Source organism: Rubellimicrobium mesophilum DSM 19309, from assembly GCF_000600335.2.
Lineage (GTDB): Bacteria > Pseudomonadota > Alphaproteobacteria > Rhodobacterales > Rhodobacteraceae > Rubellimicrobium > Rubellimicrobium mesophilum.
Genome location: NZ_KK088579.1, coordinates 12890 through 39188, shown reverse-complemented (window position 1 = coordinate 39188; position 26299 = coordinate 12890). Strand labels below are relative to the sequence as shown.

Here is a 26299-nt window from a genome sequence, read left to right as displayed (position 1 = left end):
GGCCAGTTCGTCGTGCGATAGCGGGCGGGAGACGGCTTGCTCATGAGTGCCCAGATAGGCGCCACGGGTCCCTACGCGAGCACCCGCCACAGGGTTGTGCAACAACGCCGTTCTAAGCCCTGAGCACAAATCAACCATCGATTGAGGCATTGGCAGACTCCAAACTTCCGCGTCATACGGGAACGCCTCGACCGCCGTCCTCTTCGCCTTCAACTATACGTCGCCTGTTAGCTAACTCCGACTCACCTCGCGCGGTGTTGCATGTGGAGCACACACCGACGTGCTACACAGAGCACATCCGGCTCTCGGGTAAGTCACTGATATTACGAGAAAAGAAGATACTGGCTGGGGCGCTAGGATTCGAACCTAGGAATGGCGGTACCAAAAACCGCTGCCTTACCACTTGGCGACGCCCCAGCAGTGCGGGGGGAGATAACGGGTGCGACGGGGGGGTTCAACCCCCATTTCGCACTTGCTCACACCCTCAGCGGATCGGACTTGGCCAGCCGGTCGAAGGCCATCAGCGAGGCCACCAAGGCCTCCATCCGGTCGAGCGGGATCATGTTCGGGCCGTCCGAGGGGGCGCGGTCCGGGTCCTCGTGCGTCTCGATGAACACGGCGGCGATTCCCAGCGAGACGGCGGCGCGGGCCATGACCGGGGCGAACTCGCGCTGGCCGCCCGAGGAGGTCCCCTGGCCGCCCGGCTGCTGGACCGAGTGCGTCGCATCCATCACCACCGGGTAGCCCGTGCGCGCCATGATGGGGAGCGATCGCATGTCCGTCACCAGGGTGTTGTAGCCGAAGGACACGCCCCGCTCGGTCAGGAGGATGCGGTCGTTCCCGGTGCTCTCGATCTTCTGGGCGACGTTGGCCATGTCCCAGGGGGCGAGGAACTGCCCCTTCTTGACGTTGATCGCGGCCCCCGTCGCCCCGGCCGCGAGGAGGAGGTCGGTCTGGCGGCAGAGGAACGCCGGGATTTGGAGGATGTCGCAGGCCTCGGCCGCCGGGGCGCAGTGGTCGGGGCCGTGGATGTCGGTGAGGGTCGGGCAGCCGACCGAAGCGCGGACGTCGGCGAGGATGCGCAGGCCTTCCTCCATGCCGAGGCCGCGCCTGCCCTGGAGCGAGGTCCGATTCGCCTTGTCGTAGCTCGCCTTGAACATATAGGCCGCCCCGTGCCTGCCGCAGATGCCGGCCATCGCCTCGGCGATGCGGAGCGCGTGGTCGCGCCCCTCGAGCTGGCAAGGTCCGGCGATCACCACGAGCGGGCGGTCGTTGCCGAAGACGAGGTCGCGGACACGCACTTCGCGCTGCGGGGCCGGGGTGCTGGGCTCGGGCATGGTCGGGTTCTCCTTCGGGGTTCCCCTCTAGCCTGCCCGGGCGGCCCCGTCCACGCCGGGGTGTGCGGCAGCGGCATTCGCTCTCCCATCTGCCGGCGCACGCCGGTCATCCGCGCGACCACCCAGGCGATCGGAGCCGCCAGCACGCTGAAGAGCGCACCGAGCTTGGCGGCCTCCTGGATCGGATGGCCGGCCAGCGTCGCCTCGGGCGAGAAGGCCACCCCCGCGACGAACAGCGCGACGGTGAAGCCGATGGCCGCCACGAAGCCGACGACCAGCAGGTCGCGGAAGTCCATCCCGCGCGAGAGGCCGAGCCGCAGGCCGCGCGCCCCGATCCAACCGGCCAGGAAGATGCCGACCGGCTTGCCGATCAGCAGGCCCGTCAGGATCAGCCAGGTGGGCGTGCCGACCGAGTTGAGCTCCACCCCCGCGTTGAGCAGGCCGAACAGGAACAGGATCCACTCGACCGGCACCTTCAGCGCGTGCTCGAACCTGTTGAGGATGTCGGTCAGGTGCTGCTCGGCCTCGGCGTAGATGCCGAAGCCCCGGTCGGCGTGCGGCATGGTCGGGATGATCGGCAGGAGCCCCAGCGCCGGGTGCAGGCCCGCCTCCTGGAAGCCGAACCAGCTCACCGCCCCTGCGAGGAGGTAGGGCCAGAAGGACAGGTTGCGGCGCATCCACGTGGCGTTCGGCTGGACCTCGTTCCCCCGGTCGAGGAACCGCGGCAGCCAGTTGAAGAGGACGTAGGCCGCGAGAGCCGCGCCAAGGCTGAGGAGGAGCCATTCCGGCGCCACGTCGCCCTTCGGGTAGAAGACCGCGATGATGAGGAGTCCCAGCGCGTCGTCCACGATGGCCAGGAGCAGGAGGAACCTCACCGCCGGGTGGCCTGCGCCGAAGATGATCCGCGCGACGATGTAGGAGAAGGCGATGTCGGTCGCCGTGGGCACGGCCCAGCCATGGGCGACGGCGTCGTAGGTCTCGGAGCCGAGCAGCGCGGCGAGGAGCAGGTAGACGACGACCGGCCCCGCCATGCCGCCCACGGCCGAGAGGACCGGCACGAAGGCGGACTTCCCGCGCAGGCTGCCCTGCTCGAGCACCATGGCCTCCCAGACCTCCTTGGCGGCGACGGCGAAGAAGAAGGCCATCAGGATGTCGTTGACGAGGAAGTGGAGCGTCAGCGTCCGGGTTGCGACGCTGCCGTCCGGGGCGTAGGTGGGCTCGCCGATGGGGCCGCCCGCCAGGATCGTCCAGTCCACGACGGCGTGATAGGCGTGGGGATCGACGTTGGCCCAGATCAGGGCAAGGATCGCGCCCCCGATCATCAGGAGCGAGTAGGTGCTGACGAAATCCCAGACGCGATACACGATGTCCTCCGAGGCGGCGCCCGGTCCAGTTAGGGGGCGGCCTGTGCTGGGGCAACCGAAACCGTATGCTGCTCCCGGATGCGGGAGGGCCGAGGCCCCGGTCTGGGAGCGGATCGCGGCCTGCCGCCTCTGCGCGCCACGCTTCGCCGTGACCGCGACGCGGCACGCGCCGAAGCCCGTGGTCTGGTTCCGGCCCGGGGCGCGGCTGCTGATCGCCTCGCAGGCGCCCGGCGCGCGGGCGCACGAGTCGGGGACGCCGTTCCTCGACCCCTCGGGCGACCGGCTGCGGGAGTGGATGGGCGTGTCGCACGAGGAGTTCTACGACCGCGACCGCATCGCCATCGTGCCGATGGGCTTCTGCTTTCCGGGCTACGACGCGAGCGGGTCGGACATCCCGCCGCCGGCGATCTGCGCCCGGACCTGGCGGGACGAAGCCATGGCGGCGCTGCCGGGGATCGAGACGACGCTGGTGATCGGCGGGACGGCGCAGGCCTGGCACCTGGGCAAGGGCGGCGTGACGGAGAGGGTGCGGGCTTGGCGAGACCACGCGCCGGGCCTCTTCGTGCTGCCGCATCCGTCGTGGCGGAATACCTCGTGGCTCAAGAAGAACCCCTGGTTCGGAGAGGAGGTCCTGCCGGCCCTCCGCGCCCGGGTGCGGGAGGTGCTGAATGGCTGAGACCTCTCTGGCCCGCGCGGCGCGGCTGTTCCTGTCGCGTCCCGAGGACGACGTGGCGCGGCTGCGGCTCTACGAGGTCCTGTCCGGGGCCGAGCTCGTGCTGCCCCTCCAGGGCGAGGTCGAGGGCGAGGACGTGACGCCCGAGACGGTGGAGGCGGGCGACGTGCCCCATGTCGTCGCGCATGACAGCATCTCGGGTTTCGCGGGCGGGGCGCCGAGGCCGACGGCGACGCTCTCGGGACTGGCCCTCGCGCAGATGCTGGAGGGGCAGGGGGTCGGGGTAGCGCTGCACCTCGACGGATTGGCCGACCCGCTGATGGTCGCGCCCGAGGCGCTGGACTGGCTGGCCCGGAACCTCGCCGGGGAGCCGTCTCGGGTCGAGGCCCGGCCTGTCGCGCTGCATCCGCCCAAGGGGCTGCCGACGTCTCTCCTGACGACGCTGGACCGGCGGCTCGCGCAGGGGGAGGGGCTGGCGCGGGCGGCGTGGCTCGCGGCCGTGGACTGGTCGGACGGGTCGCGCGGACATCTGCTGGCCTTCGTCGGCGCGCGGCCGGGGTCCGAGGAGCCGCTGGCGGGCGGGATCAACGCGGCGGTGGCGCTGTCGGGGGCCGAGGACCTGCGGCTCGACGTGACCTTCCTCGCGGAGGGAGATCCGGTGATCGAGAGGATCGCCAAGGTGGGGCTGCGCTTCGACATGGAGGACCCGACCGAGACGCCGACGGGGCCACCGAGGCTGCGGTAGGGGCCGGGCGCAACTTCCCCTACCCCGCCGGGCGGCGACCCAGGGACAGGATCACCCTGCCCGAGAATGGTTGAGAAACCGTTAACGGCGGCGGCCACGGCGCCAAGAAATGGCGCCGCGCGGATCGTGCCGGCGCGCCTCCTAGTAGCCCGCGCCCCGGTCCACGAGGTAGAGGAGCGGCTCTCCGGCCTCGCCCCGGCGGACGTTCTCGGCGATCACGCGGGCGGCGGTGGCGGGCCGGGTCTCGGCGGCGATGTGGGGCGTGACCGTCACCCGGGGATGCGCCCAGAAGGGATGGTCGGGGGGCAGGGGCTCCTGCCGGAACACGTCGAGCGTGGCGTGGCCGACCTGTCCCGAATCGAGCGCCGCGAGGAGCGCCGCATCGTCGATCAGGGCGCCGCGCCCGGGGTTGAGGAGGACGAAGCCGCGCGCGGGGAGGGCGAGGCGGTCTGCGTCCATCAGGTTCTCGGTGTCGGGCGTGAGCGGCAGGAGGAGGACCACGATCTCGGCGCCCCGCAGCGCCTCCGCGAGGCCATCCGCCCCGGAGAGGGTGCGGGCGAGGCGCGGCTCCTCGGTCGGTCGGCGGCTCCAGCCGGTCACGGGGAAGCCGAGAGCCGCGAGCGCGAGGGCGCAGGCTAGGCCTAGCTCCCCGAGCCCCAGCACCGTCACGGGCCGGTCGGTGGCGAGCTTCGGCGCCTCGTGCCGCCAGACGCCGTCCTGGTGGAGGACGTGCCGGTCGAGGCCGAGGTGGTGGCGGAGCGCCTGGCCGACGACCCATTCCACCATCCCCTGCCGCAGCCCGCTATCCACCATGCGCGCCAGCGGCTGGGTCAGGGTCGGGTTGCCGACGATCCGCTCCACCCCGGCCCAGAGGCTCAGGACGCCCTTGGCACGGGCGTAGGGCGAGAAGTCCGAGAGGGTCCCGCCGGGGGCGTAGACGATCCAGTCGACCTCTTGGGGCGGGTGGTCGCAGGAGAGGTCGGCGTTCACGCCCGCCTCGGCCAGGGCCCGGGGCAGGACCTCGCGGTAGTCCTCCCAGTCCTTGTCCCGAGCGGCGAAGAGGACCTTGACGGGGCCCGATCTATCTTGGTCTGTGGACATAGGCGCTCTGGACGAGGCCGAAGGCGGCGAGGAGCACCATCATGGCCGAGCCCCCGTAGCTCATCAGCGGCAGCGGCACGCCCACCACGGGCGCGAGGCCCATCACCATCAGCATGTTCACGCAGAACAGCAGGAAGAACGTCGCCCCGATCCCGGTGATGAGCAGCGAGGAGAAGCGGTCCCGGCAGCTCATGGCGGCGTGGAAGAGGAAGGCCAGGATCAGGCCGTAGAGCGCGAGGAGCGTGAAGGAGCCGAGGAAGCCGAACTCCTCGGCCAGGGTGTTCAGGATGAAGTCGGTGTGCTTCTCGGGCAGGAAGTTGAGGCGCGACTGCGTGCCCTGCATGAAGCCCTTGCCCGCGAAGCCGCCCGAGCCCAGCGCGATGGTCGCCTGCGTGATGTTGTAGCCCTCGCCCAGCGGGTCGCGGGAGGGGTCGAGGAAGGTGTCGATGCGCGAATACTGGTAGTCGTGGAGGAACTGCCAGGGCGTGCCGCGCACCTCGAAGACGGCGTAGACCGCGCCGCCCACGGCGCCGAACACGGTGCCGAAGTAGGCCCAGTGGACGCCGGCGCACCACATCACCGCGCCCCCGGTCCCGAGGATCAGGGCCGCCGTCCCGAGGTTCGGCTGCTTCAGCACCAGGGCGACGGGGATCAGGATCAGGAGGACCGGCGGGATGATCCAGATCGGGTTCGACACGCGCCGGGGCGGCAGCCAGTCGTAGTAGGCGGCCAGCGCCATCACGAGCGCGATCTTGGCGATCTCGGAGGGCTGGATCTCCACCGGCCCCACGTCGAGCCAGCGCTGCGCGCCCTTGCCGACCTCCCCGATGAACAGCACCAGCACGAGGAGGCCGACGGAGCCCAGGTAGGCCAGCCAAGAGATGCCGCGCCAGAAGCCGATGGGCACCATGGCGATCAGGATCATCGCCACCATCCCCGCCGCGAACCGCTGCATCTGCGGCTCGGCCCAGACCTCCATCCGGCCGCCGGACACCGAGTAGAGCATGATGAAGCCCATGCAGGACACGGCGGTGATGAGGAGGACGAGCGGCCAGTTGATGTAGAGGAGCTTCTTCAGCCCCGCGGGAACGTACTTGACCTGGTATTCGAGGTAGCTCACCCGTGCCTCCTCAGGCCCGTTGCAGGGTCGGCCGGGACCGCCCGGCCAGCAGCGCGCGAACCCGCGCCTGCATCTCGCCCGCCGTCTCGCGCTGGTCCGAGGGATAGGCGTCGAGCGGCGGGAATCCGTTGTAGAGAGCCTGGAGCGTCACGTCCCGCCCGATGGGCGCCGCCGCCGTCGAGCCGCCGCTGCCGTGCTCCACCACCACGCAGACCGCGACGCGGGGGTTGTCGTAGGGCGCGAAGTCCACCCAGAGCGCGTGGTCGCGGCGTTCCCAGGGAAGGTCCGCGTTCGAGGTGACGCCGCGGGCCCGCTCCTCCGGGGTGATGCGGCGGACCTGGCTGGTGCCGGTCTTGCCCGCCATCTCCATGCCGGGCGTCATGATCTGCGACCTGTGGGCCGTGCCGCGCGCGTGGTTCACCACGTCGAACATCGAGGCGCGGGCCCGGCGGAGCGAGTTCTCGTTGATGCCGAGGGGCCCGCCCGCGCCCGAGGGCTGCTCGACCCCGTCGATGGACTTGACGAGGCGCGGCATGACCTCGCGCCCGGTGGCCACGCGCGCCGTCATCACGGCGAGCTGGAGCGGCGTGGCGAGGACGTAGCCTTGGCCGATGGAGGCGTTCACCGTGTCGCCGACCCGCCAGACGTCGTTGAACAGCGCGAGCTTCCAGGCCCCGTCGGGGGCGATCCCCTCGGCCACCGCCGACATCGGGATGTCGGGCCTGACGCCGACGCCCAGCTTCTTGGCCATGGCCGAGATCGCGTCGATGCCGACCCTCTGGCCGACCTCGTAGTAGTAGCAGTCGCAGGAGTATTTCAGGCTGTCGTTGTAGTCGACGTTGCCGTGGCCGCCCTTCTTCCAGCAGTGGAACTTGATGCCCGAGATGTCGGTGACGCCCGCGCAGTAGACGGTCTCCTCCGGAGCGATCACCCCGGCCTCCAGCGCGGCGAGGCCGGTCACGATCTTGAAGGTGGAGCCCGGCGGGTAGGCGCCCTGCACCGCCTTGGCCGAGAGCGGGCGGTACTTGTTCTCGTTGAGCGCGGTCCAGTCGGGGACCGAGATGCCGCGCACGAAGAGGTTTGGGTCGAAGGAGGGCGCGTTGCCCACGGCCAGGAGGTCGCCCGAGGCGCAGTCGATCACCACGCAGGCGGCGCTCTCGCCCTCCATCCGCGCCTCCACGTAGGCCTGGAGGTCCGCATCGATGGTGAGCTGGAGGTCGGTGCCGGGGATGCCCTCCTCGCGCGAGATCTCGCGCATGACGCGGCCCAGGGAGTTGACCTCGATCCGCTGGGCCCCGGCCTTGCCGCGGAGTTGCTCCTCGTACTTCGCCTCGACGCCGGTCTTGCCGAACTGGAACTTGGGGATCTGGAACAGCGGGTCGGGATCCTCCATCAGCGACAGGTCGTAGTCGCTGACCGGCCCCACGTAGCCCACGATATGCGCGGTGTCGGGACCGGCGGGGTAGTTGCGCGAGAGGCCCACCTCGGCGGTGATGCCGGGCAGGGCAGGGGCGTTCGCCGTCACCCGCGCCACGTCGTCCCAGGTCACGCGGTCCTTCACCGTCACGGGCACGAAGGAGGCCACGCGCTCCATCTCCTCGAGGCTGCCCTGGATGTCCTCGGGGTCGAGCACCATGACCCGCGACAGGCGCGCGAGCGCCTCCTCGGGCTCGCCGGCGGCCTCGCGCACGATGACGATGCGGTAGACGGGCTCGTTGGTGGCGAGCGGGATGCCGTTTCGGTCGAAGATCAGGCCGCGCGACGGCGGGATCAGCCGCATGTTGACGCGGTTCTCCTCGGCCAGCAGGGCGAACTGGTCGGCCTGGTCGATCTGGAGCGCCTTCATGCGCCAGCCCAGCACGCCCATGAGCCCGACCTGGGCGGTGCCGAGCAGGACCGCCCGCCGCGTCATGCGCGGCCAGACCTCGGAGCTCTCGTTGCGCTGCCGCTTCATAGCCTGTGCCCCAATGCGTCCACCTCGCCCTGCGCGGGCCGCCTGAGGCCCAGCGCCACGTGCGCCACCCCCGCGACGACGGGATATAGCGCGATCGTCAGGACGGTCTGCACCAGAGTATACCGGATCGCCGCCTGCGGGATCATCAACAACGCGAGGATCAGGTAGCTCGCGAGGCCGATTGCCGCGATCCAGACCGCGACGGTGAGCCACTCCACCAGGAACGAGCCCCTTCGCAGCCGGGGCGAACGGCGGCGGAGGCTCTCGGTCATCATCAGGACCAGCGCCGCGTAGAGGCCCGGCGGCCTATGGAACAGGAAGTCGGCGAGGAGGAACACGCCCGCGACCACGAGGGCCGGCAGGGTGTCCGGCCGCCGCGCCGCCCAGGCCGCCGTGGCCGCCAGCAGGATATCGGGGGCGCCATAGCTGCGCGGCACCGTGTTGAGCGGCAGGAGCGGCGCCGCCAGCAGCACGAAGGCCAGCGCGAGATAGGCGATCCGGGCGGACCAGGCCCCGGTTCCGAGGCGCCCGTCAGTCACTGGGCACCCCCTCGGGCGGCGTGGCGGGGGCGGCCGAGGTGCCGGCCAGGATGCCGGGCGGGGGCGGAGGCCCGATGAAGCCGGCGCCTTCGTCCTGGGGCGGCGGGTTCTCGATGCCGGTGACGGGGACGATCAGGCCGCCCGGGTCCGAGATGGATTCGACCATGCGGCTGCGGAGGACGCGGACGAACTCCAGCCTCTCGTAGTCGGCGGCGAGGCGGAGGCGGAGCCGCCCGTCCGTGCCCTGCGCCACGCGGCCGACGAAGAGGTCGGCCGGGAAGAGGTGGCCGTCGCCGGCCGTCACCACGCGGTCCCCGGGCCGCACCGCGTCGCGGTCCTCGATGAAGTCGAGGAGGGGATAGGCCGAGTTGTCGCCCGTGAGGATCGCCTTCTGGCCCGAGGGCTGGATGACCACGGGGATGCGGCTCGAGGTGTCGGTGAGCAGGATCACCCGGCTCGTCGTCTGGCCCACGCCCGAGACCCGGCCCACGAGGCCGATCCCGTCCATGGTCGGCCAGCCGTCGACGATGCCATCGCGGCCTCCCACGTTGAGGAGCACCGACTGGCGGAAGGGGCTCCCCGAATCCGCCATCACCGTGCCGGTGATGTAGGTCAGCGCGGGGTCGAGCGAGACGTTGTTGAGGTCGCGGAGCTTGGCGTTCTCCTGCTCCAGCCGCAGGGCCGCCTCGCGCCAGACCGACATCTGCTGGAGCTCGCGCCGCAGCTCCAGGTTCTGCTCGTGGATGCGCTGGTAGCTGCGGAAGTCGCCGGCGAGCTGAACGAGGCCGGTGACCGGCGCCATCATCCAGTCGAGCCGGGGCACGATGGCATCCTCGACCTGCGACCGCATCCGCTCCACGCGCGGGGAGTCGATGCGCCAGACGAGGAACAGCGCGAAGCAGGCGAGCACGAGAAGCGTCACCAGCAGGCGACGCAGCGGCCTCGCGAACTCCTCGCCGCGATCCCGGTCCCTGGCCATGAGGCCCCCGATCTACCTAGCTGTCGTAGTCGATGACGTGGCGGAGCTGCTTTTCGTATTCAAGGGCCTTGCCGGTCCCCAGCGCCACGCAGTTCAGGCTCTCGTCCGCGACCGAGATGGCGAGGCCCGTCTGCTCGCGCAGCGCGAGGTCGAGCTCGCCCAGCAGCGCGCCGCCGCCGGTGAGCATGACGCCCCGGTCCACGATGTCGGCGGCGAGGTCGGGGGGCGTCGCCTCCAGCGCGCTCATCACCGCCTCGCAGATCTGCTGCACGGGCTCGGCCAGCGCCTCGGCGATCTGGGCCTGGGAGATCTCGGTCTCCTTGGGGACGCCGTTGAGGAGGTCGCGGCCCCGGATCATCATGGTCTGGCCGCGCCCGTCATCGGGCATCCGCGCCGTGCCGATGGAGGTCTTGATGCGCTCTGCCGTCGACTCGCCGACGAGAAGGTTGTGCTGGCGGCGCAGGTAGGAGATGACCGCCTCGTCCATGCGGTCGCCGCCGACCCGGACCGAGCGGGCATAGACGATGTCGCCGAGGCTGAGGACCGCGACCTCGGTGGTGCCGCCGCCGATGTCGACGACCATGTTGCCGGTGGGATCGGTGATCGGCATCCCCGCCCCGATGGCCGCCGCGATGGGCTCGGCGATCAGGCCCGCGCGGCGGGCGCCGGCGGAGAGGACCGACTGGCGGATCGCCCGCTTCTCGACCGGAGTGGCGCCATGGGGCACGCAGACGATGATCTTGGGCTTGGAGAAGCCCGAGCGGCGATGCGCCTTGCGGATGAAGTGCTTTATCATCTCCTCGGCCACGTCGAAGTCGGCGATGACGCCTTCGCGCATGGGCCGGATCGCCTCGATGGAGCCGGGGGTGCGGCCGAGCATGAGCTTGGCGTCCTCGCCGACCGCGAGCACCTTCTTCTGGCCGTCCTTGACGTGGTAGGCCACGACCGAGGGCTCGGAGAGGACGATGCCGCGACCCTTGATGTAGACGAGCGTGTTGGCCGTCCCCAGGTCGATCGCCATGTCGGACGAGAAAAGGCTACCCAAGCCGAACATGGCCGCTCCGTTGTCGTTGTCCCCTAGGGCCCCCGCGCGTCCGCATGGGGCCGCCGCGCTTATAGGCACATGGGGGTTCCGGCGAAAGGGCGGATCACGGCATCGTTTGGCGCCTTTCCGCCGCGATGCGGCGCGGGGCGTCCGTGGCCGTTTCGTCGATATGCGTGAGGCGCATGGCCGCAGGCCTCGTGAGAGGTGTTGACCCGGCGCCCCCTGCATCCCCATGATGAAGGCGCGGGGCATGGGACGCCCCGCCCAGGCTATCATGCTCCAGCAACCGAAAATCGTCACGACCCTCCAGGGGTACGACGCCGCCCAGATGCGCGCCGACGTCCTCGCCGGGATCACCGTCGCCATGGTGGCGATCCCGCTCTCCCTCGCCATCGCCATCGCCTCGGGCGCGCCGCCCGGGACCGGCCTCGTCACCGCCGTGGTCGCCGGGTTCCTGATCTCGGCCTTGGGAGGGAGCCGGGTCCAGATCGGCGGGCCGACCGGCGCCTTCATCGTCGTCGTGGCGGGGGTGGTCACGGCCCACGGGCTCGACGGGCTGGTCGCGGCGACCTTCCTGGCCGGGGTGATCCTCGTGCTCGCGGGGCTGCTGCGGGCTGGGGCGCTGATGGCGCTGGTGCCGGGCGCGGTGGTCGAGGGCTTCACCATCGGCATCGCGGCGATCATCGCGGGGAGCCAGCTCAAGGACCTGTTCGGGCTCCACCTCGCCCACGACCCGGCGGACCTGCTGGAGAAGCTGCCGGCGCTCTGGGCCGCTCGGGACACGCTGAACGGGCCGGCGCTGGTCGTGGGCCTCTTCACCATCGCGATGATCGTGCTGCTGCGCTGGCTCGCGCCCCGGCTGCCGGGGCTCATCGTCGCGCTGGCGCTGGGATCGGTTCTCGCCGCTCTGCTGCCGGGGGTGGAGACCCTGGGCGACCGCTTCGGAGCGCTGCCTTCGACGCTGCCCGCGCCGCAGGTGCCCGACCTGTCGCGGATCGGGGAGCTGCTCCCTTCCGCCTTCATCATCGCCTTCCTCGCGGGGATCGAGTCGCTCCTCTCCGCGACCGTGGCCGACCGCCTGATCCAAGGGCGGCACCGGGCGAACGCGGAGCTCATTGCGCAGGGGGCGGCGAACCTCGGCTCCGCGCTGTTCGGAGGCTTGCCGGCGACGGGGGCCATCGCGCGGACGGCCACCAACGTCCGGGCCGGGGGCAAGACGCCGGTCGCGGGGATGATCCATGCGGTCGTCGTGCTGATCGTGATGATGCTCGCGGCGCCCCTGGCCGCGCGGCTGGCGATGCCGGCGCTCGCGGGGCTCCTGATGATCACGGCCTGGAACATGGCCGAGCCGCGCCGCTGGCCGTCCTACTGGCGCAATCCCTGGCCCGAGCGGGCGCTGCTGCTCGTGACGCTGGTGCTGACGGTCGCGGTGGACCTGACGGTGGCCATCGGGACGGGCGTGGCGCTGGGGCTGGTCATCCGGGCCTGGCGGCACCGGCCGGGGCATCGGGCCGAGCCCGACTCGCCCGGGCCTGAGGAGGCCGCGCCGGACGTGCATCTCTAGGCAAGTGGAGCGCCCCTCGGGGCGCTCCGTTGCGTGGGATCAGCCCGCGTCGCGGTAGCTGACCGTCTTGGTGTCGTCGCCCGGCGCCGACTTCTCGCGCCGCACGAGGAGGCGGTTGATCGCGTTGATGTAGGCCTTGGCGCTGGCGACCACGGTGTCCGTGTCGGCCGACTGGCCGGTGGCGATGCGGCCCTGCTCCTCCAGCCGGACGGAGACGGTGGCCTGCGCGTCCGTCCCCTCGGTCACGGCGGCGACCTGATAGACCTGCAGCGTCGCGCCGTGGGGGAAGAGCGTCCGGACCGCGTTGAAGGTCGCGTCCACCGGGCCGTCGCCGGTCGCGGTGACCTTCTTCTCCTCGCCGTCGATCTCCATAGTGAGGTCGGCGGTCTGCGGCCCCTCGGTCCCGCAGACGACGCGCAGGTGCTTGAGCTTCAGGCGGTCGGCGCTCGCGTCGTTCTGGGTGACCAGCGCGATCAGGTCCTCGTCGAAGACCTCCTTCTTGCGGTCGGCGAGGTCCTTGAAGCGCACGAACACGTCGTTGAGCTGGTTGTCGGCGAGGTCGAAGCCCAGTTCGCGCAGCTTGGACCGCAGCGCGGCGCGGCCCGAATGCTTGCCCATGACGAGGTTCGTCTCGCTCAGCCCCACGTCCTGCGGGCGCATGATCTCGAAGGTCTCGGCGTTCTTGAGCATACCGTCCTGGTGGATGCCCGATTCGTGCGCGAAGGCGTTCTTGCCGACGATGGCCTTGTTGAACTGGACCGGGAAGCCCGACACCGTCGCGACCCGACGCGAGACGTTCATGATCTTGGTCGTGTCGATGCCCGTCCTGTAGGGCATGATGTCGTGCCTGACCTTGAGGGCCATCACGACCTCCTCCAAGGCCGTGTTGCCCGCCCGCTCGCCCAGGCCGTTGATCGTGCATTCGACCTGGCGCGCCCCGGCCTCCACCGCCGCCAGCGAGTTGGCCGTCGCCATGCCGAGGTCGTTGTGGCAGTGGGTCGCGAAGGTGATCGCGTCGGCGCCCGGCACCCGCTCCAGCAGCATCCGGATCAGCGCGGCGCTTTCGCGCGGGGCGGTGTAGCCCACGGTGTCGGGGATGTTGATGGTGGTGGCGCCCGCCTTGATGGCGATCTCGACCACGCGGCAAAGGTAGTCATGCTCCGTTCGCGTGGCGTCCATGGGCGACCACTGCACGTCCTCGCAGAGGTTGCGGGCGTGGGTCACCGTCTCGTGGATGCGCTCGGCCATCTGGTCCATGTCCAGGTTGGGGATGGCGCGGTGGAGAGGCGAGGTGCCGATGAAGGTGTGGATGCGGGGCGCCTTGGCGTGCCGCACCGCCTCCCAGCAGCGGTCGATGTCCTTGAAGTTGGCACGGGCGAGGCCGCAGACGCTGGCGTTCCTCGTGGCCTTGGCGATCTCGGAGACGGCGCGGAAGTCGCCCTCGGAGGCGATGGGGAAGCCGGCCTCGATGATGTCCACGCCCATCTCGTCGAGGAGCTGGGCGATCTCCAGCTTTTCCTCGTGGGTCATGGTGGCGCCGGGCGATTGCTCGCCGTCGCGCAGGGTGGTGTCGAAGATCTTGACGCGGTCGGTCTGGGGCATGACGGAATTCCCTTGGTTTTCTCCTCTCTCGGCGCCGAGGACCCCTCCGAGCGGCGCGCCGAAAGGCCCGCTCAGAGGCGGCTAAGGAGAAGGAGGAGGGCGCGCGTCGTCATGGGCGGAGACATAGCGGCATCCGACGCGGGGGAAAAGGGGGATTGCCGCCTCACTCGGACGGGGCGGAGTCCGGGACCGGGTCCCCGCTGGCCTCCGGAGCCGGGGCGGCCTCCTCGGTCGCCGGGGTCTGGTCCGGGGCGACGTCGGGCGCGGCGGCCTCGGGCGGTGCCGACTGATCGGGCGCGGGCTGGTCGGTGGGGGCTTCGGCCGGGGTCGCGGCCGGCGCGGCGGCATCGGTGACGAGGGCGCCGTCCTTCCACTGGCCCTGCTCGACCTGGCCGGAGGCGTAGGTCATCGTGCCCTCGCCCTCGCGGCGGCCATCGGCGAACTGGCCCTCGTAGCGGTCGCCGTTGGCGTAGGTCGCGACCCCCCGGCCGCTGATCTGGCCGTTCGCCCACTCGCCCTCGTAGGCGAAGCCGTCGGGCATGGTGATCCTGCCCTGGCCGTCGCGCTGGCCGGCCTTGAAGCCGCCGACGTAGACGGTGCCGTCGGCATAGGTCGCGGTGCCCTGGCCGTCGCGCTGGCCGTCCACCCAGTCGCCCTCGTAGACGTAGCCGTCCGGGTAGGTCATCCGGCCGTGGCCGTGGTTGCGGGCGTCCAGGAACTCGCCCTCGTAGACCATGCCGTTGGCGTAGGTCGCGGTGCCCGTGCCCTCGATCCGGCCTTCCGTCCACTCGCCCTCGTAGGTCGAGCCGTCGGCGTAGGTGATCTTGCCGGGGACGAAGGAGCAGGCGGCGTCCTGGGCCGGCGTGGCCGCGTCGGCGTCCGGCGTGGCCTCGGTGGCGGAGGCTGGCGGGGCGGCTTCGGCCGGCGCGTCGGGGGCCGGGGGCGTGGCGCTGGCCGGTTCGGCGGCGGCCCCGGGCCGGCAGTCCCGCGTCGTGTCGGCGAGGTCGTCGCGGAAGGGGCCCGCGTAGACCGAGCCGTCGGGGTAGGTCGCGGTGCCGGTGCCTTCGATCTTGCCGGCGACCCAGGTGCCCTCGTACTTGTAGCCGTCCTCGCCGGTGAAGGTGCCCTCCCCGTCGCGGAGGTCGTCGTGGAAGGTGCCGACGTAGGTGTCGCCGTTGGCGTAGGTCGCGGTCCCTTGCCCCTCGCGCTGGCCGGCGACGAAGGCGCCCTCGTAGGTGTCGCCGTTGGCCTGCGTGAGCTTGCCCTGGCCCTCGATGCGGCCCTGCACCCAGTCGCCCGTGTAGGTCAGGCCGTCGGGCATGGTCAGCGTGCCCGTCCCGTCGCGCTCGCCGTTCGCGAAGGTCCCCTCGTAGGTGGAGCCGTCGGGGTAGGTGATCCTGCCCTGGCCGTCCTTGACGCCCTTCACCCAGGCGCCCTGGTAGACGGTGCCGTCGGGCGAGGTCATGGTGCCCTGGCCCTGATGCTGGCCGGCCTGGAACCCGCCCTCGTAGCGCACGCCATTGGCGTAGGTGGCGACGCCGGTGCCGGTGATCTGGCCGTCGGCCCAGTCGCCTTCGTAGGTGCCGCCGTCGGGGAAGGTGATCTTGCCCTGACCCTCGGGCTTGCCGTGGGCGAAGCTGCCCTCGTAGACCGAGCCGTTGGGGAACGTGGCGCGGCCTTGGCCCCGGATCTCGCCCTCGAACCACTCGCCGGTGTATTCGTAGCCGTTGGGCAGGCGGTAGGTGCCCTGTCCGTGCTGGCGGCCATTGAGGAACTGGCCCTCGTAGATGCCGCCGTCCTCGTACTGCTTGGTCTCGACCGACTGCGCAACCGCGCCGGTGGCGACGAGCGCCGCTGCCAAGAAGGTGCCGATGCCCCGCACGGTGGTCGCCCCGCTGATCCTGTCCCCGGAGCGGCAGACTATCCGCTGGGGGCGGGTGTGACAACATGGCGGCCCGAAGGGGGCGGGCTCGGGTCGGCGTGGCTCCGGCGCGGCGGGGCAGGGTGCTGGCATCATCTCTCTTCTCCTGACGACCCATGGCGGTCCTCCTCGTCCGGGAGGGGTCTGCCTGCGGGGCGCTCGTCGCTTGGGGTCTGGGTGGGGGGGTGCCCCCTTGCTGCGGACCAGGGTGCGCGCGGGAGGTTAACGAATGGTGAACCGGGCGTTCGGTGCCCCCCGGGGCGACGCAACACCCGTCGGGCAAGTCTCTGACACCGCGGGACAAGTTCCCACGCGAGGGTGTTGCGTGGCCCCCGTGGCGCGCGCGCTTGCCCTCGCCATCCACCCGCCCGAATCGGTGCCGCCGACGCGCAGCCGATAGGGCGCTGGCACCGTCTTGCCGGCGCGGCGCGTGCGAGGGCGCACCCTGCGGGGCGGACCTCAAGCGTCCTTTCGATTCGGCGTGGCCGTCTCTCAGATCGCGACGGTCGGGCAGACCTCCATAAGCCGCTCCACGTCCTCGCGGCGGCAGAGGGCGGTGCCTTCGGTCATCACCGCCGCCGAGGCGCCGGCCACGCCGCGGCGGAGCGCCTCGTCGAGGGGAAGGCCCTGGGCGACGGCCAGCGTGAAGGAGCCCACGAAGGTGTCGCCGGCGCCCACCTTGCTGCGGACCGGCACGTCGGCCGCGCGGGAGTGGAAGCGGCTCCCGTCGGTGGCGAGCACGGACCCCTCCGGCCCGCGCGCCACGATCACGACCTTGGCGACGCCGCGCCGGACGAGGCTCTGGGCGAAGTCGGCGCTGTCCCCGAGGTCGATCAGCCTGCGCCCGGCGAGGTCGTCCGCCTCCTCCTGGTTCATGCGCAGGAAGTCGGGCGCGGGCCCCTTGCCCCGCGCCACGAGGTGCAGCGCGGGGCCGGAGGTGTCCACGACGACCTCGCCGCCCTTGGCGCGGACCTTGCCGCAGAGGTCGGGGATGAGGTCGGGCAGCACCCCCGGGGGCATGGTGCCCGAGATGACTACCAGGCCGCCGGGCTGGGCGGCCTCGACGATGGCGCGCTCGGCCTCGATGACGTCGAAGGGGGACCAGGGCGGGCCGGGGAGCATGAAGCGGTACTGCTCGCCCCGGTGCTCGTCGCGGACGGAGAGGGAGGACCGCGTCTCGCCGGGGGCGGGGTGGGTGATGAGGTCGATGCCCGCCCCGCGGAGGAGGTCCGCGAGCGTCTCGCCGTTGCGGCCCGACAGGGCCACGAGGCAGCGGGAGCTGCCGCCCAGCAGCTTGATCGCGCGCGAGACGTTGATGCCGCCGCCGCCGGGGTCGGTGCGGGGCGGGCCGCAGCGGAGCTTCACGCCGGACACGACGCTGTCCACCGAGGTGGCGAGGTCGAGCGCCGGGTTCAGGGTGACGGTCAGGATGTCGCGCATGGGAGTCCCCGCAGAAGTCGCGGGGACCATGCCGGGGGGCCTTCGCCGGTTGCAAGGCGCGCGGGCGGCGGGCGCGGCCCACCTTGGCCTCAGACGAACTGGTAGGTCGCGGGGACCCAGCGGAAGCCGTCGTCCCGCGTCTCGATGAAGCCTACGCCCGGCGCGGGCATATGGTAGCCCTGCATCGCGATGCGCTCCTGCGCGAGCATCCCCAGGACCCTGCGGCGCGTCTCGGCGGCCATGGCCTTGTCTGAGTCGTAGAGCACCTCCCAGTCGGGGTGCTGCATGGACCAGACGTAGTGGTTCACCACGTCGCCGTTGACGAGGAGCTGGCGGCCGCCGCTGTCCAGCATGAAGCTCATGTGGCCGGGGGTATGGCCGAAGGTCTCCATGGCGGTGATGCCGGGGGCCACGGCGTCGCCCTCCTTCACGAAGGTCATCCTGTCCTGGAAGGGGCGGACCTTGGCCTCGAAGGTCTCGTCGTTCATCGCGGCCCAGGCGTCGAACTCGACCTGGCCCGAGACATAGGCCGCGTTCGGGAAGGTCGGCTGCCCCGCGTCGTCGGTGAGGCCCGAGATGTGGTCGGGGTGCATGTGGGTCAGGACGACATGGGTGACGTCGGCGGGGGACAGCCCCGCGTCCTGCAAGGCGGCGACGGTGCCGCCCGCCATCATGCCGGTGTCGAAGATGATCTGCTCGTTCCCCGTGTCGACGAAGGTGGGGAGGAAGAACCCCACCGTGCGGTCGGCGGGAATGAAGTTCTCCTCGGAGACCTGCTGGAACGTGGCGTCGTCCACGTTGAGGCCGAAGATGGAATGCGGGTTCTCCTGCTGCCCCGCCCCGGCCATCAGCGTCGTGACCTTCAGGTCGCCGAGGTTGAAGACCTGATGCAGCGGGAAGGGCGGCGCGGCCGAGGCGGCGCCATGGCTGTCCTGCGCGAGCGCGGGCCGGGCGCGGAGCAGCGCCGGCGCGGCGAAGGGCAGGGCGGAGGCGGCGAGGAGGGCGTGGCGTCGGGTGAGCTTCATGGCGGCGTCCCTGATGGTGTGACGCGCGGCAGCTAGCGCGTCCTCAGCCGCCGGCCACGCACAGGGATTGTTCAGGCGCGCTCAGTGCCACCACTGATCGATGGCGGCGATGTCGTCGTCGGACCAGCCGAAGTGGTGGGCGAATTCGTGGATCGTGACGTGGGCCACGAGGTCGGCGATGGTGACGTCCCCGCGCTCGGCCCATTCGTCGAGGATCGGGCGGCGGAAGAGCCAGACGGTGTCGGGGCCGTGGGGCACGTCCCAGTTCGACTTCTCGGTCATGGGGACGCCGTCGTAGAGGCCCGTCAGGTCGAAGGGCTCCATCTCCATCTCCTCGAGGATCTCGTCCGAGGCGAAGTCGGCGACGCGGATCAGGACGGCCTGCGCGGTCTCGCGGAAGGCGGGGGGGAGGTTGGCGACGGTCTCGCGGGCGAGCTCCTCGATCTCGTCGAGGCTGGGGGCAATATAGTCCATGCGCGCTGATATGGCGCCATCGCCGCGCGGGGGAAAGGGCCGTCGTCTGGACAAAGCGGGGCGTCTGTGGAAGGGCAGCGGGGCCTTCGAAGGACCCCGACCATGACCGTCACCCGCTTCGCCCCCTCGCCCACCGGCTGGATCCACATCGGCAACCTGCGCGCGGCGCTGTTCAACTACGCGATCGCCCGACAGGCCGGCGGGACCTTCATCCTGCGGATCGACGACACCGACCCGGTGCGGTCCAGGGAGGAGTACGTGCAGGGCCTCAAGGAGGACCTGTCGTGGCTGGGCTTCACCTGGGACCGGGAGGAGCGGCAGTCGCTGCGGACCGACCGCTACGAGGAGGCCAAGCGGCGGCTGATCGAGGGCGGGCGGGTCTACGAGTGCTTCGAGACCTCGACCGAGCTGGACCTCAAGCGGAAGAAGCAGCTCTCCATGGGCAAGCCGCCGGTCTATGACCGTTCGGCGCTGCGCCTGAGCGAGGAGGAGAAGGCGAAGCTGCGCCAGGAGAGGCCGTCGCATTGGCGCTTCCTCCTCGATCCCGGCCGGATCGAATGGGAGGACGGCATCCTCGGGCCGATCTCCATCGACGCGGAGAGCGTGTCGGACCCGGTGATCCAGAAGGAGGACGGGCAGTGGCTCTACACCTTCGCGTCCTCGGTGGACGACGCGGAGATGGGGGTCACGGACATCGTACGGGGGGCGGACCACGTCACCAACACGGCGACGCAGATCCAGATCATCCGCGCGCTGGGCGCGGAGCCGCCGAGGTTCGCGCACCACTCGCTGCTGACGGGGCCGCAGGGGGAGGGGCTGTCGAAGCGGCTTGGGACGCTGTCGCTGCGGGACCTGCGGGCGCAGGGGGTGGAGCCGATGGCGGTGCTGTCGCTGATGGCGCGGCTCGGGTCGTCGGACCCGGTGGAGCTACGGTCCTCCGTGCAGGAGGTGGTGGACGGGTTCCGGCTGGGCAGCTTCGGCGCGGCGCCGACGAAGTTCGACGCCGAGGACCTCTGGCCGCTGACGCAGCGGGTCATCGCCCACAAGCCGGTCGAGGCGGTGGCGCCGGCGCTGGCTCGGGCGGGCGTGCCGGAGGGGCTGCAGGCGGGGTTCTGGGCGGCGCTGCACGAGAACGTGGCCAAGGAGTCGGAGATCGCGGAGTGGTGGCGGGTGCTATCCGAGGGCCACGCCGGCACCGCCGCGCCCGAAGACCGGGACTTCGTCGAGGAGGCGCTGCGCCGCCTGCCCGAGCCGCCCTACTCGGAGGCGACTTGGGGCGAGTGGACCGCCGCGCTCAAGGAGGCGACGGGGCGCAAGGGCAAGGGGCTGTTCCAGCCGCTGCGGAGGCTTGTGACCGGGCGGGATGCGGGGCCGGACATGGGGGCGGTGATGCCGCTGCTGCAGGTAAAGCCGTCGCTGGCGGAAACTTCAGACGCAGCGTGAGGATCAGCCTGTAAGGCGCTGACAGGAGTAGGCTTGCCGTAGGGCGGGGTTCACCCCGCCATCACGCGAGCAGCCGATTGGCCCCCCGGGAATGGCGAGGTGAACCCCGCCCTACGGGGCTGATTCCAGCCGGGACCGCCCCCGGGAGGACGCCGAGGGTGGTGGGGTGAAACCCCAACCTACGGGACCAGCACCGTCGAGCCGGTGGTCGAGCGCGACTCCAGCGCCCGGTGCGCGTCGGCCACCCGATCGAGCGGGAAACGCTGGTCCACGCGCACCTTGACCGCGCCGCTCTCCATCTTGCCGAAGAGGTCCGCCGCCATCTCGCGCAGTGCCTCCGGGTCCGCGATGTGGGTGAACATCGTCGGCCGGGTGAGCTTGAGCGAGCCGCGCCGCGAGAGTCCCAGGATGTCGAAGGGCGGCACCGGGCCCGAGGCCGCGCCGAAGCAGATCATCATGCCGAGGGGGCGGAGGCTGTCGAGCGAGGCCTCGAACGTGTCCTTGCCCACGCCGTCCATGACCACGGCCACGCCCTTGCCGTCGGTCAGGCGGCGCACCTCGGCGGCGATATCCGGCGTGGCGCGGTAGTCGATGGCCTCCGAGGCGCCATGCTCCAAGGCGAGCCGGCACTTCTCCGGGGAGCCTGCGGCGGCGATGAGGCGGATGCCCTCGGACCGCGCCCATTGGCAGGCGATCAGGCCGACGCCCCCGGCGGCGGGGAGGAAGAGGACCGTGTCGCCGGCCGCGATGGGGACGGTGCGGCGGAACAGGAACTGGACCGTCAGGCCCTTGAGGATGCCGGCGGCGGCCTCCTCGAAGGAGATGGCGTCGGGCAGCCTGACGACCGATGCGGCGGGCATCACGCGGACCTCGGCATAGGCGCCGGCGGGGCCGCCGCCATAGGCCGCGCGGTCGCCGGGGGCGAGGTGGGTCACGCCCTCGCCCACCGCCTCGACGACGCCCGCGCCCTCCTGCCCCAAGGCGGCGGGCAGGTTCATCTTGTAGGTGCCCGACCGCTGGTAGACGTCGATGAAGTTGAGGCCGATGGCGTGCTGGCGGATTCGGACCTCGCCGGGGCCGGGCTCGCCCACGGGACGCTCCTCGATCTCCAGGACCTCGGGGCCGCCGTGCTGGCGGATGACGACGGTGCGGGCGGTGGCGGCCATGGGGTCCTCCGGATTCGGCGTTGCCCGTGAACCTACATCGCGCGAAGCGAAGCGGAAGGGGCGAGGCGGCCGGAACCCGAGCGCGAAGGCCGGCGTTTGAGAGTCAAATGCCTGTTTCCGAAAGGAGTTCAACCATGCTCGGATGGGCCATCACCTTCCTTGTGATCGCTCTGATCGCCGCCCTCTTCGGCTTCGGGGGCATCGCCTCCGCCTCGGCCGGGATCGCGCAGATCATCTTCTTCGTGTTCATCGCGCTCTTCGTCATCGCGATGATCGCCCGCGCCATCCGGGGCCGCCCGCCGGTCTGACGCGGATGACGCGACCAAGGGGGCCCCTGCCGGACGGCGGGGGCCTTTCTTCTTAGCGGTAGACCTGATCCTCGGTCGGGAAGGTCCGGGCGCGCACGTCCTCGGCGTAGGCCTTCACCGCCTCTTCGATCATGTCGCCCAGGCGGCCGTAGACCTTGACGAACTTGGGTGGGCGCGGGCTCAGGCCCAGCATGTCCTCCAAGACGAGGATCTGCCCGTCGCAGGCGGGCGAGGCCCCGATGCCGATGGTGGGGATCGGGCATTGGGCCGTGATCCGGGCGGCCAGCGGCTCCACCATGCCCTCAAGCACCACCGAGAAGGCCCCGGCCTCGGCCACGACGCGGGCGTCCTCCTCGTGGAGGTGCCAGGTGTCCTCGTCGCGGCCTTGCGTCTTGAAGCCGCCCATCACGTGCGAGGACTGGGGCGTGAGGCCGATATGCGCCATGACGGGGATGCCCCGCTCGGTCAGGAAGCGGATCGTCTCGCCCATGCGGGCGCCGCCCTCGAGCTTCACGGCGCCGCAGCCGGTCTCCTTCATCACGGTGGCGGCGTTGCGGAAGGCGATGCTGGGGCTCTCCTCGTAGGAGCCGAAGGGCATGTCCACCACGACGAGCGCCCGCTTCGTCCCCCGCACCACCGCGCGCCCGTGCATGAGCATGAGGTCGAGCGGCACGCCCACGGTCGTCTCCATCCCGTGCATCACCATGCCGAGGCTGTCGCCCACGAGGATGATCTCGGCGTGGCGGTCCACGATGGCGGCGGTGTGGGCGTGATAGCTCGTCAAGGAGACGATGGGCGCGCCACCCTTGCGGGCGCGGATCTGGGGAACGGTGATGCGGCGGACGGGCTGGCTGGGCTCGGTGCTCATCGGATCTCCTGAAGTGGGCCGACCTCGCGCTGGTCGATCAGCAGGACGCCCCCGACCTCGGCCGAGATCATGATCCCGGCGCGGCGGGTCAGGTGGCGGACGACGGGGTGAAGCGCTCGGCGTCCACGATGTCGAGGCCCTTGAGCGTGGCGCGCGGCTCCTGCGCCAGGGTCTCGCGGATCATGGCGCGCATCTCCTCGACGGTGGCGCCCGCGCCGGCCAGGGCTTCGGCGCGGTCGAGGGCGCGGCTCAGGACCGTGGCGGCCTGCCGTGCGTCGGGCGAGAGGCGGACGTTGCGGGAGGATAGGGCGAGGCCGTCCGTTTCTCGCAGGGTCGGGACGCCCACGATCCCGACCGGCAGGTGAAGGTCGCGGACCATGCGGCGGATCACGGCGAGCTGCTGGTAGTCCTTTTCCCCGAAGAGGGCGACGTCCGGCCGCACGATGTTGAGGAGCTTCGTCACCACCGTCGCCACGCCCCGGAAGTGCCCCGGCCGCACCGCGCCGTGGAAGAGGGCGGCGAGGCGCGTCGTCTCCACGATGGTCTCGTCGCCCTCGGGATACATCTCCCCGACGGAGGGCAGGAACAGCGCCTCCACGCCCGCGCCTTCCAGCATCGCGCGGTCGGCGTCGAGCGTCCGGGGGTAGGCCTCGAGGTCCCGTGGGTCGCCGAACTGCGTGGGGTTCACGAAGATCGAGGCGGCGACATGGTCGGCGCGCCGCCTGGCCTCGGCCATCAGCGTCATGTGCCCGGCGTGCAGCGCGCCCATCGTGGGGACCAGCGCGACGGTGCCGGTCCAGGACCGGCGAAGGCTGCGCATCGCGGCGACGGTCTCGCAGGTCTTCATGGCGTCCCCCTCCGCTCACGTTCTAGGGAGCGCGCCGCGTCGCGGCAAGCATCGGTCGATCCCAGCGTCCGCCGAGGCCGATCGGGAATGCCCGTCCCCGACCTCCGCGGCGTCGCACGGTCGCATTCGCCCTTCGTTGCGTCGGGGCTGGCCGCGCCCTATTCCCGCGCCTGACCAATGTGGCCGCGCGACCGGACAGGGGATAACGGAATGGCTCAGCTCAAGACCGAGGTGAAGGCTCTCGTGGTGGGGGGCGGCGCGGTGGGGACCGGCATCGCCTACCACCTCGCCAAGAAGGGCTGGGACACGATGCTGCTGGAGCGGGACGAGCTGACAAGCGGCTCGACCTGGCACGCGGCGGGGCTGCTGCCGCTCTTCAACATGGGCTACGCGACGACCCACATCCACAAGTATTCCGTGGACTTCTACAAGTCGCTGGAAGCCGAGACCGGCCTCGATGCCGGCTTCTTCGTCGTGGGCAACCTGCGGATGGCGCAGACGCAGGACCGCATGGACGAGTACATGCTGTATTCGACCACCGCCGAGACCGCCGGCGTCCACCACGAGTTCCTGTCGCCCAAGGAGATCGCCGACCGCTGGCCGCTGGTGCGGACCGAGGACCTGAGGGGCGCGCTCTTCCACCCGCAGGACGGCTACATCAACCCTGCCGACGTCACGATGGCGATGGCCAAGGGCGCCCGCCAGCGCGGCGTCACCATCGAGCGGAAGTGGCAGGTGGACGGCTACGAATGGGCCGGCGACCACTGGCGCGTGTCGGTGACGCGCATGGAGGACCGGGGCGGCAACCTCCTCCCCACCGAGGACCGCGAGGTCATCCGGGCCGAGCACGTCGTGACCGCCACCGGCAACCACGCCCAGCGCACCGCGAAGCTCCTCGGCATCAGGATCCCGGCGATCCCGGTCGAGCACCAGTACATCGTGACCGAGCAGGACCCGGCGCTGGTCCAGTGGCGCTCCACCAATCCGCAGCACCCGGTCCTTCGGGACGCCGACGCCAAGTGGTATGTCCGCGAGGAACGGGGCGGCTGGATCCTCGGCCCCTACGAGAAGAACGCCCCCGCGCGCTTCGAGTACGGCGTGCCGGACAGCTTCCGCGCCGACCTCTTCCCGCTCGACCTTGACCGGATCGAGGGCGAGTACATGAGCTTCATCCACCGCATCCCCTCCTCGGAGACGGTGGGCCTCAAGGACGACTACAACGGCCCGATCTGCTACACGCCGGACGGCAACCCGCTGGTCGGCCCGGTGCCGGGCCTGCGCAATATGTGGCTGGCCGAGGGCTTCTCCTTCGGGATCACCGCCGCTGGGGGGACGGGCCACTACCTCGCGCAGATGATGGTGGACGGGGAGGCCGAGATCGACATGGCCTCGCTCGACCCCAAGCGCTTCGGCGGCTGGATGACGACCGAGTACGCGGCCCGGAAGAACGAGGAAGCCTACGACCACGTCTTCATCCTCCACCACCCCGACGAGGAGCGGCCCGCCGCGCGTCCGCTGCGGACCTCGCCCGCCTATGACCGCCAGAAGGTCCGGGGCGCGCAGTTCGGTCAGGTGAACGGCTGGGAGCGGCCGATCTACTACGGGCCGCTGGACGCACCGGAGGGCTTCGACCACGACACGCGTTCGTTCCGCCGTGGCGGCTGGTGGCAATACGCCGTCGACGAGGCCAAGGCGATCCGCGAGACGGTCGGGATGGTGGATGCCACCGCCTTCGCCAAGCACCGCGTGAAGGGTCCGGGCGCGACGGCCTTCCTCGACTGGTTCACGACCAACAAGCTGCCCAAGGTGGGCCGCATCAACCTGACCTACGCGCTGACCGACGCCGGGACGACGCGGACGGAATACACCATCGTCCGCATCGCCGAGGACGATTACTATCTGGTGAGCGCCGGCGCCTGGGCGGACTACGACGGCGACTACCTGCGGAAGTCCGTGCAGGACAAGGAGGCCGAGTTCGGCCGCATCGAGGTGCAGGACGTCACGACCCAGTGGGGCGTCTTCGCGCTCGCGGGGCCGAACTCGCGCGCGCTGCTCAAGTCGGTCATCAAGGACGCGGACCCGGAGACGGCGCTGTCGAACAAGCGCTTCCCCTGGCTGTCGTCGCACCGGATCGAGCTCGGGATGTGCCCCGTGCAGGCGATCCGCGTGGCCTACACCGGCGAGCTCGGCTGGGAGCTGCATCACCCGATCGAGATGCAGAACTACCTCTTCGACCTGCTGGAGAAGGCGGGGCAGGCGCATGGGCTGAAGCTCGTGGGCGCCCGCGCGCAGAACTGGCTGCGCCAGGAGAAGAGCTACCGCGCCTTCGGCAACGAGCTGGGCCGCGACGCGACGCCGCTCGAGGCCGACCTGCCGCGCTTCGTGGACCTGGAGAAGGACTTCCGGGGCAAGGCGGCGATGCAGGCGCTCGGCATCCGGTCGAAGTGCGTGACCGTGCTGATCGACGGGCCGGCGGACGCCGACCCCTGGGGCCGCGAGGCGCTGTTCGACGAGGCCGGCGAGAAGGTCGGCCGCCTCACCTCGGGCGGCTACTCGGTCGCCTTCGGCAAGAGCATCGGCATGGGCTACGTCCGGCCGGAGCTGGCGGTGCCGGGGACCAGGCTCAAGGTGCGGATGCTGCGCGAGCTCTGGGACGCCGTCGTGACCGAGGACAGCCCGTACGACCCGTCGAACGCGCGCCTGCGTCAGGACGGCTGAGGGGCGGGTCACCGCAGGGCGGGGTTCAGCTCGCCATGCGACGGCTCGGATGGAGGGAGCGGCACA

Annotated in this window: 22 protein-coding genes and 1 tRNA gene; 6 read left to right on the top strand and 17 right to left on the bottom strand. The window is 71.0% G+C overall.

From position 1 onward, the window contains the following. Positions 1-342: 342 nt before the first annotated feature. The 3 genes from RUMESO_RS13545 to RUMESO_RS13535 all read right to left on the bottom strand — a co-directional run bounded on the left by RUMESO_RS13545 (position 343) and on the right by RUMESO_RS13535 (position 2701). Positions 343-417: transfer RNA gene (locus RUMESO_RS13545), tRNA-Gln, on the bottom strand. Between the two features lie 59 nt (positions 418-476). Further along, positions 477-1337: a 3-deoxy-8-phosphooctulonate synthase gene (gene kdsA, locus RUMESO_RS13540; RefSeq protein WP_051521320.1), complete on the bottom strand. Its 861-nt coding sequence runs from the start codon at positions 1335-1337 to the stop codon at positions 477-479. After that, the gene (locus tag RUMESO_RS13535) at positions 1253-2701 is read right to left on the bottom strand and encodes a Na+/H+ antiporter NhaA (protein ID WP_082484045.1); all 1449 of its coding nucleotides are present in this window, start codon (positions 2699-2701) and stop codon (positions 1253-1255) included. The genes kdsA and RUMESO_RS13535 overlap by 85 nt, the downstream gene beginning before the upstream one ends. 112 nt (positions 2702-2813) lie before the next feature. Between RUMESO_RS13535 and RUMESO_RS13530 the strand changes: the two genes are divergently transcribed. Next, on the top strand, positions 2814-3377 hold the full coding sequence (locus RUMESO_RS13530; protein WP_037281059.1) for a uracil-DNA glycosylase family protein: 564 nt from the start codon (positions 2814-2816) through the stop codon (positions 3375-3377). Continuing rightward, positions 3370-4119 (top strand): hypothetical protein, encoded by a 750-nt coding sequence (locus RUMESO_RS13525; RefSeq protein WP_037281048.1) that lies wholly within the window; start codon positions 3370-3372, stop codon positions 4117-4119. Before RUMESO_RS13530 ends, RUMESO_RS13525 begins: the two co-directional genes overlap by 8 nt. 141 nt (positions 4120-4260) lie before the next feature. Here RUMESO_RS13525 and RUMESO_RS13520 read toward each other — a convergent pair whose 3' ends face one another. The 6 genes from RUMESO_RS13520 to RUMESO_RS13495 are packed head-to-tail and all read right to left on the bottom strand — an operon-like array spanning position 4261 to position 10866. Further along, entirely contained in the window at positions 4261-5220 is a 960-nt protein-coding gene (locus tag RUMESO_RS13520; RefSeq protein WP_037281046.1) for an NAD(P)-dependent oxidoreductase, read from the bottom strand. Next, the gene (gene rodA, locus RUMESO_RS13515; RefSeq protein WP_037281045.1) at positions 5201-6340 is read right to left on the bottom strand and encodes a rod shape-determining protein RodA; all 1140 of its coding nucleotides are present in this window, start codon (positions 6338-6340) and stop codon (positions 5201-5203) included. The genes RUMESO_RS13520 and rodA overlap by 20 nt, the downstream gene beginning before the upstream one ends. Positions 6341-6350: 10 nt before the next feature. After that, positions 6351-8294, bottom strand: coding sequence for a penicillin-binding protein 2 (gene mrdA / locus RUMESO_RS13510; protein WP_037281043.1), 1944 nt, complete (start codon positions 8292-8294; stop codon positions 6351-6353). Further along, complete coding sequence (locus tag RUMESO_RS13505) at positions 8291-8833, bottom strand: hypothetical protein (protein WP_037281041.1); 543 nt, start codon at positions 8831-8833, stop codon at positions 8291-8293. Before RUMESO_RS13505 ends, mrdA begins: the two co-directional genes overlap by 4 nt. After that, entirely contained in the window at positions 8826-9812 is a 987-nt protein-coding gene (gene mreC, locus RUMESO_RS13500) for a rod shape-determining protein MreC (protein WP_082484041.1), read from the bottom strand. The genes RUMESO_RS13505 and mreC overlap by 8 nt, the downstream gene beginning before the upstream one ends. Before the next feature lie 16 nt (positions 9813-9828). Next, positions 9829-10866 (bottom strand): rod shape-determining protein, encoded by a 1038-nt coding sequence (locus RUMESO_RS13495; RefSeq protein ID WP_037281039.1) that lies wholly within the window; start codon positions 10864-10866, stop codon positions 9829-9831. A gap of 241 nt (positions 10867-11107) precedes the next feature. On the opposite strand from RUMESO_RS13495, the gene RUMESO_RS13490 reads away from it, so the two are divergent. After that, complete coding sequence (locus RUMESO_RS13490; RefSeq protein WP_245639278.1) at positions 11108-12421, top strand: SulP family inorganic anion transporter; 1314 nt, start codon at positions 11108-11110, stop codon at positions 12419-12421. Positions 12422-12460: 39 nt separating this feature from the next. Here RUMESO_RS13490 and RUMESO_RS13485 read toward each other — a convergent pair whose 3' ends face one another. The 5 genes from RUMESO_RS13485 to RUMESO_RS13465 form a co-directional block, all read right to left on the bottom strand. Beyond that, positions 12461-14023 carry a 2-isopropylmalate synthase gene (locus RUMESO_RS13485; protein WP_037281038.1) on the bottom strand — a complete coding sequence of 521 codons (1563 nt, stop codon included), beginning with the start codon at positions 14021-14023 and terminating at the stop codon, positions 12461-12463. 163 nt (positions 14024-14186) lie between these two features. Further along, entirely contained in the window at positions 14187-15905 is a 1719-nt protein-coding gene (locus RUMESO_RS13480; RefSeq protein WP_425414907.1) for an MORN repeat-containing protein, read from the bottom strand. Between the two features lie 531 nt (positions 15906-16436). Then, on the bottom strand, positions 16437-17384 hold the full coding sequence (locus RUMESO_RS13475; protein ID WP_037281036.1) for a 1-phosphofructokinase family hexose kinase: 948 nt from the start codon (positions 17382-17384) through the stop codon (positions 16437-16439). 89 nt (positions 17385-17473) lie between these two features. Continuing rightward, entirely contained in the window at positions 17474-18409 is a 936-nt protein-coding gene (locus RUMESO_RS13470) for an MBL fold metallo-hydrolase (RefSeq protein ID WP_037281034.1), read from the bottom strand. Between the two features lie 81 nt (positions 18410-18490). After that, positions 18491-18883: a metallopeptidase family protein gene (locus tag RUMESO_RS13465; RefSeq protein WP_037281032.1), complete on the bottom strand. Its 393-nt coding sequence runs from the start codon at positions 18881-18883 to the stop codon at positions 18491-18493. 102 nt (positions 18884-18985) lie between these two features. On the opposite strand from RUMESO_RS13465, the gene gltX reads away from it, so the two are divergent. Then, positions 18986-20326 carry a glutamate--tRNA ligase gene (gene gltX, locus RUMESO_RS13460; protein ID WP_037281030.1) on the top strand — a complete coding sequence of 447 codons (1341 nt, stop codon included), beginning with the start codon at positions 18986-18988 and terminating at the stop codon, positions 20324-20326. Between the two features lie 179 nt (positions 20327-20505). Here gltX and RUMESO_RS13455 read toward each other — a convergent pair whose 3' ends face one another. Next, complete coding sequence (locus tag RUMESO_RS13455; protein WP_037281027.1) at positions 20506-21492, bottom strand: quinone oxidoreductase family protein; 987 nt, start codon at positions 21490-21492, stop codon at positions 20506-20508. A gap of 134 nt (positions 21493-21626) precedes the next feature. Between RUMESO_RS13455 and RUMESO_RS24305 the strand changes: the two genes are divergently transcribed. Continuing rightward, positions 21627-21800, top strand: coding sequence for a DUF1328 domain-containing protein (locus tag RUMESO_RS24305; protein ID WP_037281026.1), 174 nt, complete (start codon positions 21627-21629; stop codon positions 21798-21800). A gap of 52 nt (positions 21801-21852) precedes the next feature. On the opposite strand, the gene panB is transcribed toward RUMESO_RS24305, so the two are convergent. Both panB and panC read right to left on the bottom strand, forming a co-directional pair. Continuing rightward, positions 21853-22668 carry a 3-methyl-2-oxobutanoate hydroxymethyltransferase gene (gene panB, locus RUMESO_RS13450; protein WP_037281023.1) on the bottom strand — a complete coding sequence of 272 codons (816 nt, stop codon included), beginning with the start codon at positions 22666-22668 and terminating at the stop codon, positions 21853-21855. Positions 22669-22756: 88 nt separating this feature from the next. Further along, on the bottom strand, positions 22757-23515 hold the full coding sequence (panC, locus tag RUMESO_RS13445; RefSeq protein WP_245639276.1) for a pantoate--beta-alanine ligase: 759 nt from the start codon (positions 23513-23515) through the stop codon (positions 22757-22759). 210 nt (positions 23516-23725) lie between these two features. On the opposite strand from panC, the gene RUMESO_RS13440 reads away from it, so the two are divergent. Beyond that, positions 23726-26233, top strand: coding sequence for a GcvT family protein (locus RUMESO_RS13440; protein ID WP_037281021.1), 2508 nt, complete (start codon positions 23726-23728; stop codon positions 26231-26233). The last annotated feature ends 66 nt before the right edge of the window (positions 26234-26299 follow it).